We start from the raw sequence: 10059 nt of genomic DNA on the forward strand, positions 1-10059 counted from the left end.
ACCGGCGGGCCGGATCCACACGAAAGAGGCATTTCCATCATAGAGGGCGACGTCCGGCGGCCCGGGCGGCCCGGGCAACCCGCGCACGGCAGGGATCCCGGGTCCGCAACTGGCGGGCAGAGGTGGGCCCGGGCCGTCTGGGGGAGGGGCCCGGACCCACCGGCACCGCCTGTGCTCACGGGCTACCCGGGGAGGAGCACCAGGCGGGCGGGGACGCGGCTGGCCAGGACGTCCTCGATCGAGGCGTTGATGTCCTCGAGTTTGCGGGTCTCGTACAGCACCCGGGTGCGTCCGGCGGCGTGCAGCCGGAACACCTCAGCAAGGTCCGCGCGGGTGCCGACGATCGACCCGATGATCCGGATGCCCTTCAGCACGGTCTGGAAGACCGGCAGCGACATCGTGTTGTCCTTGGGCAGCGACACCAGGATCAGCCGGCCGCCCCGGCGCAGGCAGGCGTGCGCCTGCTCGATGACCCGCGGGTCGGCGGCGAGCACGACGGCGACATCCGCCCCACCGAGCGCTTCGATCGCCGCGACCGGGTCGGTGGTCGCGGCATTGACGGTGTACGCCGCGCCGAGGTCGCGGGCGAGGGCCAGCTTCTCCTCGGTGACGTCGACGGCGATGCTCTGGCCACCGAAGATCTGCGCATACTGCTGGGCCAGGTGCCCGAGCCCACCGATCCCGAAGATCGCGACCCGGTCACCGGGAGTCACCCCGCCGACCTTGACGGCCTTGTAGGTGGTCACCCCGGCACAGGTCAGCGGCGCCGCCTCGGCCGGTGCGATCCCGTCCGGCACCCGCACGACGTAACGGGCGTCCGCGACCAGGTACTCGGCGTGCCCACCGTCGATCGCGTAGCCGGTGTTCAGTTGCGCCTGGCACAAAGTCTCCCAGCCGGTGATGCAGTACTCGCAGGTGCCGCAGGCGTAGCCGAGCCACGGCACGGCGACCCGGTCGCCGACGGCCGGACCGGTGACACCGTCACCGGTCTTGTCGACGATGCCGACACCTTCGTGGCCCGGAGTGAACGGCAGGGCCGGTTTGACCGGCCAGTCGCCGCGGGTGGCGTGAATGTCGGTGTGGCACAGACCGCTGGCCTCCACCCGCACCCGGAGTTTGCCCGGTCCCGGCTCCGGAGCCGGGACCTGCTGGATCTGCAGCGGCTGATCGAAAGCGGTGACGACGGCGGCACGCATGATGTGCTCCTTCCCACGACCTACCCCTTGATCATCGTCGGGTCCGGGCTCCCCGGGCAGGGCCGCTGGTCCCGCAGGAAGGGACCAGCGGGTCTGTCGACACCGGCCCGGTCCCGGTGCCGATGTGCGACGCTGAGGAAGTCGGAGCTCGGGCGAGACGGTCACGAGTCGGCGGCTGACCGAGGCCGTTCCCGGGCACCGACACCGGCGACGGCGGGATGCCGTCACGGCGTTCAAGACGGCACCCCGGCATCCCGGGTGTACCGGGTTGCCGTCTTGACCCGGCCGGGTCCACGCCTTGATGCGGACATTGCTACGAGAGCGAATCAACCTTTTCGTCGGGGACGAGGATGCCCGGCGACCTCGGCGTGTCCCAAAGCGAGGATCGCCGGTCGAAACAGATACCTCTGCCAGGCCGGCCCGCTCACCCGTGCACAGTGCTCAGCAGGACAGCCCGTCAGCGAACAGGATCGCGACGAGAGCGAAGAGCCCCGCCACACCGGCCACGATGGCAAAGACGCACCAGCCGAACACGATGGCGGTGATCTCCAGACCCCGGTATCCGCGGCCGGCGGAACGGTACCGGGCGACGTGTGCCACGGCGACGCCCGTCGCCGGTGCGGCTATCAGCAGCAGGTAGCTGCCGAGGACATGTCCGAGCCACTCGTCTCTGCACTGCGTTCCCGACAGATAGAACAGCCACGCGCCGGGCGCACTCACTGCTGTGCCGATCACCGTCATGAGAAGGGCTGCTGCGCTCAAGATCCAGGGCCGGCCGCCGTCCGCCGGCGTTGACATCGGTGTCACCGTCGGCCGCAGACTCGTCGCCGACGACACCGTCGGGGCATCGCAGTGGCACGTATCGTTGTCACGCCGATCATTCTGTACGGTGCCCGCCACCCCGGACCACGACCGTTTGCAGGTAGCGTCCCCGGAGGTGTCCGGCATCGCCGAGAAACCGCAGACTCGCCGCCACCCGCAACATTCCAATCCGCCGGGCTCGACCCATCCGGGAACAGGGCGAACGGCTGGCGGCGCGAGCCGTAACGGCACTGTTCGGCGTCAGCCGGACGCATCGATGCTGAGAGTGTGATTGAAGCTGGTGATGCGGCACGTTCGTCTTCCTCTGCCGGGGTGGGTCTGCTGGCGCGGCTGGTGATGTCACCGGTCGGTGATCTGCTGCCGGGCGGGCTGGTGCTGCTGCGCTACACCTCGGCGGGAGGGGCCGTGATCACGATGCCGGTCCAGGCAGCCCAGGCGCCGGGCGTCATGGTGGTCGCCGCAGGACAGGCCCGCCGCAAGCGGTGGTGGCGCCACTTCCACCGGCCCGCACCGGTACAGGTGTGGCTGGCCGGAACTTGGTGTCCGGCGACTGGTCACGTCACAGGCTCGGCTGAAGCGGCGGCCGCATATCGGCGCAGATTCCCCCGCTTCCAACTCGACGACACCACTGTTCTGGTCGGTTTCAGCGGCCCGCAGTTGCCATCCGAACCCGTCTTGTTGCGCGGCACGCGGTTGCGTAGCCGGTGGACCGCCGCCGCCACCATCGGTGAGTTCCTCGGTTTCTCGGTACCGGCCCTGGCCGGTGCGGTCACCGCCGATGCCCCGGTGACGGTGTCTTTGCCGGCGATCCTGGCCGCCGGGGTGGCCGAAGGCGCACTGCTGGGCGGTGCACAGGCGATCGTTCTGCGCCGGGCTGTCGCCGGGTTACGGCCCTGGCGGTGGACGGCGGCCACCGCCACGGCGGCGTTGCTCGCCTACCTGATCGGGATGCTGCCCAGCATCCTGTCCGGCCGGCTGGCAGCAGTACCGCCACCGCTGCTGATCGCAGCCGCGGCGACGCTCGGCACCATACTCGTGACGTCGATCGGCGTGGCGCAGTGGCTGGTGCTGCGACCACTGATCGATCGGCCGGCGCTGTGGATCGCGATCAGCGCGTTAGCCTGGATCGCCGGGCTCGGCATCTTCCTCGGGTTCGCCACCCCGTTGTGGCGGCCGGGGCAGCCGACAGCCGTGATCGCCGCGATCGGGATGGCCGGCGGCCTGCTGATGGCGGTCACCACTGCCGCGATCACCGGAGAAGGTCTCCGGCGACTGCTGTAGGACCTGCAACCGGACCACACCGTCAGAATCGTCGCCCCGCCGCTCGAACCGTTCAGGGCCGGCGCGCGCTGGCCTTGCCTGCTGCCGGGCGCAGCCGTTGAGAACAGGAAACCCCGAGTCCAGGGCTCATACCCCGCGTGTGTCAACGGTGACGAGGAATCAGAGGCTGCTCCCGGCTCGGACGAGTCCAGTACCGGCGTTGCGCCCGTCCGTCGTGCAGACGATCCTGGGACTGTCCTCGTGGAGATCCGCGCACCCCTCGGTCCCAGAACCTGATTAGGTGGCAAGGTGAGCGTGATGGGAGAACAGCATCAGGCGGGTGTCCCCCCGACGGGTGTGCGGCGGGCATTGCCAGGGAAGAACTTTCGGCTGAGCGGCGGCCGAACCAGGTCACCGGAGACCATCCCCGGGGATCATGAGGTTTGAGCCCGCCGGGGGACGGAAACCGGCGAGCAGGATGCCGACGGTTCCTCGCAGCGGGTATTCGCTCGCGACGCACAGCCGGGTACCGGCCACCACCACCGGGTGGGGACGGTAGGAAACGGACATCGATAGAGCCGGACAAACTGGGAGGACAACATGACGGTGCAGACGGATTCCCGAAGCGCGCTGGCCCGGGCAGCCGACGCCGCCCGATTCGCCCCGTCGGTTCACAACACACAGCCGTGGCGCTGGATCGTCGACGGCGACCGGCTGGAACTGTACGCCGTGACCGAACGGCAGCTGCGATTCCAGGACCCGGACGGACATATGCTGCTGGTCAGCTGCGGGACCGCTCTGCACCACGCCCAGGTCGCGCTGGCCGCCGAAAGCTGGCAGTACCGGATCGACCGGCCTACTGCCGACCCGCTCGCCGTCATCCACCTCGGCGATCGCGGCCCGGCCGACCCGCAGGCGTTGCGCCAGTTCGAGCAGATGTCGGTCCGGCATACCGACCGTCGTACGGTCAGCAGCCAGCCGGTCGCCGCGGCCACCCTCGACGTGTTGCGCCATATCGCGGAACTGGCCGGTGCGGGCCTGCATCTACTCAGCCGCGATCAGGTTATCGAGCTCGCCGTCCTGGTCGAACGAGCGCAGAAGGCCGAGAATGCCGACGATCTGCTGCGCGCTGAGAGCACGACCTGGGTCGGCGGTGACCGGTCCGACGGCACGGGTATCCCGGAAGCGAACCTGCCCACCGAGCTGCCGCTGACCACCGTCGCTGAACGCGACTTCGGCGCCGCCGGAACGCTGCCGGCCGGAGCCGGCCATGACAGCGCCGCCACCTATGCCGTCCTCTACGGTGCAGGCGACGAGCCGGCCGACTGGCTGCATGCCGGTGAAGCCCTCAGCGCGGTCTGGCTGGCCGCGACCGAGCACGCCGCCGGTCTGATGCCGTTGAGCAGCCCGGTCGAGGTGCCCCACACCCGCCATCAGTTGAGCCGCATGCTCGCCGGCGTCGGGCATCCTCACATGGTCGTGCGGCTCGGCACGTTCGACGCCGATCTCCCTGGGCCCGGGCCGACGCCTCGACTGCCGATCGACCAGGTGATCCAGATCCGCGAGTGATGTGCCGACACCGGCCACCACGGGAAGATCCGATGCCGATGGTAGCGAGAGGGAGAAATGGGATGGGAGACGTGGCTGGGCGGACGTGACCGTCGGTGCGCCGCAGTGAGGGGGACAGCCGCGACCGGTTCGTCCGGCAGGTAGGGCATTTGGACGCCGTCATGCGGCGATGCGCTTGATTCGGCCGGAGACCGCACCCTTCTCGGCCCCCACTGCGCGCATCGTTATCCAGGGCCAGGTTCCTGCAGTGCTACTCCCTGCCGAGGGCAGAGTTCAGGGCACGCTGACCCGCAGGAGCAGCCGAGTCGTCGCATCAGCAAGCGGGAGTTGCTCCCCACGTTGCCTTACCGCTGCCGTTCCCTTCTGCGGATCATGAACGCCAAGTAGCGACTATCGGAGCAGTGAAACCCAGAACAACTACGAATCCGAGGCCGAGCATGATTGGTATTGCCGCCCGTGGAAATGAGTGCATTAGGAAGGCGAAAAGCGACATGCCGAGGATTGTGGCGAATATCGAAAAAGCGGCGTTCGATATTCCTTTCGCAGACGGCGGCTTATGCCCGACACTGATGTGATCATCGCCTGTTGGTGCTCTGCGCGGACATGTTCGCACACCACTCGGGTCGACGGAATCCATTGCGGCCGTACGAATGCCGGTGTCTTGACAAGGTTGGCATTTAATCACTCGGTCGATGGGAACTGGTGTCGGCCGACCTCTCCAGGTCCGTCCAGTTAGGCGCGAAAGGGAACAAACGTTCGAGTGGGGAGCATGTTCAGTGCGGTTTGCGCCAGGTCACAACATCGGCTGGTGCTGCCGGAAGACCCGTGATGAAAGCCGCTGCTCATGGCTGAGCTGCAACAGGTATCGGTGTGGTGAACCGTCGATGGAAAGGCCCTGGACCCGCGACACCGCGTCGTCCGCGGTGCGGGTGGAAGTCTTTTCACCGACCTTTGTCGGGTCCGGCTCATCGTGAGATGCATGGTGCCGATAGGAGCTAAGCCGGGCTTGTTCGCGTCCGGGTCGCCTGTACGCCCGGCATTCGGGACGTGTGCGGCAGCGGCATCTGCGGTGAAGGAACATTGATGGAATCGGTGCCCGACCGTGGCGGGAGCCGTCGACCGCTGATGGGCTGGTTCGTCGATCTACCTGTTGTGCACAAGCTCGGGATCGCGTTCGGAGTGATCTGTGTCCTGCTGCTGAGCGTGGGAGGGTTGGCCGTGACCGCGTTGCGGGCGGCACAGAACGAGGCGGAGACGATGTACGCCGACAGTCTGCAGGCGATCTCGCGGCTGGCCCGGGTCAGCACCGCGTTCGAGCGCAGCCGCTACGTGCAGACCGACTTGGCCGCGACCACCGATCCTGCCGCGATGGCTGCTCTGGAACAGCAGATGGCTGACCTGGACGATCAACTCGACGTGGCCTGGGCCGCCTACACCACCCATGACCTCAGCGGCCGGGAGGACGCCGCCGGCACATTCACCACCCGCCTGCGGCAGTGGCGCAGCGTGCGTGCCGAACTCGTCCCACTGGCCAGGGCCGGCCGGATGGCCGAGTTCCTCGCCCTGCGTAACAGCCAGCAGCGCCCGCACGCGCTGGCCGGCAGCGACGCCCTGGAGCAACTGGCCGCCTACGAGGACTCCTACGCCGCCGCCACCCTGGAACAGACCCGGACCAATGATCGGCAGGCCGAGCGGCTCGTCGGCGGCCTGGCCGTGGCCGCGGTCATCCTCAGTGTGATCATGGCGGCCGGGATCGGCCGCATGATCGGCCGGCCGCTGCGACGGACGGTCACCGTCCTGGAAGGCCTCGCCGACGGCGACCTCGACCAGCGGCTGCCGGTGAACAGCCGTGACGAGGTCGGCCGGATGAGCACCGCCCTCAACGGCGCGCTGAACACCCTGTCCGGTGCCATGTACACCATCGGCACCCATGCTGGGCAGCTCACCACCGCAGCCCAGGAACTGTCGGCGCTGGCGGGGCAGATGACCGGTACCGCTCAGCAGTCCGCCGAACAGGCCCGCCTGGTCGCCGACTCCTCCCGGCAGATCCACGCCAACATCACCTCGGTGTCGGGAGCCTCCGAACAGATGACCGCCTCGGTGAGGGAGATCGCCGAGACCGCCGAGCAGGCCAGCACCGTCGCCGAACGGGCCGCCTCCATGTCGCAGACCGCGCAGGGCATCCTGTCCAGCCTCGGGAGCTCCTCCGGCCAGATCAGCACCGTCGTCGACCTGATCAACAAGATCGCCCAGCAGACGAACCTGCTCGCCCTCAACGCCACCATCGAAGCCGCCCGCGCCGGCGAGGCGGGCAAGGGTTTCAGCGTTGTCGCCGGGGAAGTCAAGAACCTCGCCCAGGCCACCGAACAGGCCACCGCCGACATTACCGACCGGGTCGCCGCGATCCAGGCCGACGGGCACGCCGCGGCCACCGCCCTCGAAGAGATCATCACCGTGATCGGCGAGATCAACGCCGCGCAGCAGACCATCACCACCGCCGTCGGCCAGCAGACCGCCGCGACCGCCGAGATCGGCCGGTCCATCACCGTCGTGGCCGGTAACACCGCGGGAATCACCGACAACATCAAAGACGTCGCCCACCACTCCGCTGAAACCGGGATGGGCGCCGGCACCGTCTCCTACTCCGCCGACCAGCTCACCCAACTCGCCCAGGCCCTGCAACGGACAGTCGCCCGGTTCCACTACCACGGCGACACCGTCCTGGACACGCTGCCGGTGGAGTCCGGCTCCGCACCGCCGATCCCGGCCCCTTCCTCTGCCACACACGACAGCTCCAGGGTGGAGCTCTTCTAACGATGATCCACACCACAGATGTTGCCCTTGGCCACCCGCGACGAGCCGATCGAGAAGGCCCCGCCGACCCGACTGCGGCAGCGGGTCAGGCCGCCCGTGCGGCAACCTCGCCACGGCTGCGAGCCGGTGACCGGGTCCGTATCGTCTCGCCGTCAAGCCCTCCGGATCGCGACGCCACGGCTGCCGGGATCCGGTTGCTCGAGTCCTGGGGACTGCAGGTCGAGACCGGCGCGCACGTATTCGACCGGTGGGGATTCATGGCCGGCCGCGACGAGGACCGGGCCGCTGACCTGAACGACGCGCTGCGGGACCCAGGCGTCCGCGCCGTCTTCACGACCAGGGGCGGCAAGGGCGCCTACCGCATCGTCGACGACATCGACACGGCGGCACTGCGAGCGGACCCGAAACCGATCGTCGGGTTCTCCGACGTCACCCACCTGCTGCTGTTGTGGGCCCGCACCGGCGTCACCGCCCTGCACGGCCCGTTGATCAACTGGGATGCCGGCTGGTGCGGCCCGAGCTCGCAGGAATCGCTGCACCGTGCGCTGATGACCCCAACCGAGACCGTTCTGCGCCGCGACCCGGACGAGGCCAGCGCCGCCGTCACCGTCGCTGGGACAGCCTCCGGCGTCCTGGTCGGCGGCAACCTCGATGCGCTGCGCACCGAAGCCGGCGCTGGCATCCCGAACCTGCGCGGTGCGATCCTGTTCCTCGAACATTGGCGTGGCACCGGCATCGGCGAGGTCGACCGGGCCCTGACCCAGCTGACACGGACCGGCGACCTCGACGGACTCGCCGGGATCGTGCTGGGCTCGTTCCTCAACTTCGAACAGGATCTGCAGGACGAGTCCCTCGGTGGGTGGGGCGTGGCCGATGTCCTGCATGACCGGCTCGGCCGGCTCGGGGTGCCGGTGCTGGGTGGTATCCCGGCCGGTCACGGCCGTCACCCGGCCACCATCCCGCTGGGCAGCCACGCCACCATCGATACCCACCGCGGCATCCTCACCGTACAGCCGGCCGTCCACTGACGTCGGTTCCGGGAAGAGACCGGCCCGAAGCGCAGCGCCTTTCCTTCCGGCGGTATCGATCGTCTGCTCCAGTTGCCGGCTCCGCGGCGTGCTTGCCCCACCGGGGCCCTGCCCCCTGGGCTCCGGGCAGGCCACCGTCGAGCCGGCAGTGACGGGGCGCCGGTCGGCCTGAACCCCGATCGAGCGGCAGCGATGACTCTCGTGCGTGATCAGGGTCTGGTCGGCGTGTTCTCTTTGACCAGGCGGTATCAGATGCACCGAATGTTTCGCAGGTGCCGTTCATGGCGCTGCTGCCTGAGCCGGGGTTACCTGCTGCCTGAATCGGGTCTCGTCATCGCGGCTGCTGTTCCCCACGGCGACTTGCCGTCGTCGCCTTCGGGGATTCATCGCCGCAGGTGGGTCAGCGAATCCGGTCGAGCTAGGACACCGGCCACGGTCACCGTGGTGCCGAGCACGGCGGCGAGGATGGCGGCCGCGGCTGGTGGTGCTGCCCGCCGGACAGTCGGCTGCTGGCTGATCTCGCCTGCCCGCTTCCTGATGGCGGCGACCTGTCGCCGGGCACGGCCTGTAGTGTCGTGAAGAGCGCGCTTGGCGCGGGTCTTGACGTCGCTTTTGGCCGCGAGGGCTTCGACGGTGCCGCCGAGTTCGGCTCGGGTCTGTGCGATCTCCTCGTGCAGTTGCTGCGGCTGGTCGGGTCTGGGGAAATCATAGGTGGTGCCCGATGACAACAGGCCATACCCGAACAGGCCATGCCCGGCATCGATCGTGCGGCCACGACGCCGGGCGGCTCGCCGGACCGGAGCCCGCTGACCGCAAGGGCTACAGCCGTCACCCTTTGGTGTCGGCAGGCCGATCGGCCCTACTGGCTGTACAGGAAGCGGATCATCGTTGAGATGCGCCCGTCGAACAGAACGGACGACGACCTCGAGGAGGCGACCATGACCGTCAGCGATCTGGTCATCGAGCCGCAGGTGCATACTCACGGTGGTGTCACGCCGGAAGCCCGTGACTACGCCCGGGAGAAGGTGACGGCGGCGGTCCAGCACGCTCCGGCACCCGTGCTGCGGATCCGGTTGACGCTGGATGCCGCCGCTCCCGGCGACCGTGTCGACGTGCAGGCCGACGTCAACGGTGTCGGTGTTCACGTCCACGCCATCGGCTCAACCATGCAGGAGGCGATCGACATCGTGCAGGAGCGCCTACGGTCGCGGTTGCGTCACCTCCGTCGTCGTCCCGCTCAGGGCCCTCGCCCTCGGATGGTGTGACCCCGGTCGCGTCCCCCGCCGGGCGGGCCGACGACCTGTGAACTGATGTGCCCGGCCGATATAGATATGAACGGCGTTGCGCGGCCGGAGAACCGTTCCGGCCGC

General features: G+C 68.7%; 8 protein-coding genes. 5 read left to right on the forward strand and 3 right to left on the reverse strand.

The features are described from left to right. Positions 1 to 182: 182 nt before the first annotated feature. Together AB0E94_RS35345 and AB0E94_RS35350 are read right to left on the reverse strand one after the other, a co-directional pair. The gene (locus AB0E94_RS35345) at positions 183 to 1196 is read right to left on the reverse strand and encodes a zinc-dependent alcohol dehydrogenase (RefSeq protein WP_360335525.1); all 1014 of its coding nucleotides are present in this window, start codon (positions 1194 to 1196) and stop codon (positions 183 to 185) included. A gap of 441 nt (positions 1197 to 1637) precedes the next feature. Then, a complete protein-coding gene (locus AB0E94_RS35350) occupies positions 1638 to 1937 on the reverse strand; it encodes a hypothetical protein (RefSeq protein ID WP_360335527.1) in 300 nt (99 codons plus the stop codon). A gap of 393 nt (positions 1938 to 2330) precedes the next feature. On the opposite strand from AB0E94_RS35350, the gene AB0E94_RS35355 reads away from it, so the two are divergent. From AB0E94_RS35355 to AB0E94_RS35370, 4 genes are all read left to right on the forward strand, one after another. After that, complete coding sequence (locus tag AB0E94_RS35355; protein ID WP_360335529.1) at positions 2331 to 3299, forward strand: hypothetical protein; 969 nt, start codon at positions 2331 to 2333, stop codon at positions 3297 to 3299. A gap of 579 nt (positions 3300 to 3878) precedes the next feature. Next, positions 3879 to 4847, forward strand: a complete 969-nt coding sequence (locus AB0E94_RS35360) for a nitroreductase (RefSeq protein ID WP_360335531.1) — start codon at positions 3879 to 3881, stop codon at positions 4845 to 4847. A gap of 1083 nt (positions 4848 to 5930) precedes the next feature. Next, positions 5931 to 7661 carry a methyl-accepting chemotaxis protein gene (locus tag AB0E94_RS35365; RefSeq protein ID WP_360335533.1) on the forward strand — a complete coding sequence of 577 codons (1731 nt, stop codon included), beginning with the start codon at positions 5931 to 5933 and terminating at the stop codon, positions 7659 to 7661. A gap of 140 nt (positions 7662 to 7801) precedes the next feature. Then, complete coding sequence (locus AB0E94_RS35370) at positions 7802 to 8689, forward strand: LD-carboxypeptidase (RefSeq protein ID WP_360335541.1); 888 nt, start codon at positions 7802 to 7804, stop codon at positions 8687 to 8689. Between the two features lie 383 nt (positions 8690 to 9072). Here AB0E94_RS35370 and AB0E94_RS35375 read toward each other — a convergent pair whose 3' ends face one another. Beyond that, complete coding sequence (locus AB0E94_RS35375; protein WP_360335535.1) at positions 9073 to 9417, reverse strand: DUF3618 domain-containing protein; 345 nt, start codon at positions 9415 to 9417, stop codon at positions 9073 to 9075. Positions 9418 to 9438: 21 nt separating this feature from the next. Between AB0E94_RS35375 and AB0E94_RS35380 the strand changes: the two genes are divergently transcribed. Further along, the gene (locus AB0E94_RS35380) at positions 9439 to 9954 is read left to right on the forward strand and encodes an HPF/RaiA family ribosome-associated protein (protein WP_360335537.1); all 516 of its coding nucleotides are present in this window, start codon (positions 9439 to 9441) and stop codon (positions 9952 to 9954) included. Positions 9955 to 10059: the final 105 nt, after the last annotated feature.

The organism is Actinoplanes sp. NPDC026670, from assembly GCF_040638175.1.
Classification (GTDB): domain Bacteria; phylum Actinomycetota; class Actinomycetes; order Mycobacteriales; family Micromonosporaceae; genus Actinoplanes.

Bases quoted from the DNA above. Each gene is read 5' to 3' on its own strand.
- AB0E94_RS35345 (WP_360335525.1), bottom strand. From the start codon at position 1,196: ATGCGTGCCGCCGTCGTCACCGCTTTCGATCAGCCGCTGCAGATCCAG.
- AB0E94_RS35350 (WP_360335527.1), bottom strand. From the start codon at position 1,937: ATGACGGTGATCGGCACAGCAGTGAGTGCGCCCGGCGCGTGGCTGTTC.
- AB0E94_RS35360 (WP_360335531.1), top strand. From the start codon at position 3,879: ATGACGGTGCAGACGGATTCCCGAAGCGCGCTGGCCCGGGCAGCCGAC.
- AB0E94_RS35365 (WP_360335533.1), top strand. From the start codon at position 5,931: ATGGAATCGGTGCCCGACCGTGGCGGGAGCCGTCGACCGCTGATGGGC.
- AB0E94_RS35380 (WP_360335537.1), top strand. From the start codon at position 9,439: ATGCCCGGCATCGATCGTGCGGCCACGACGCCGGGCGGCTCGCCGGAC.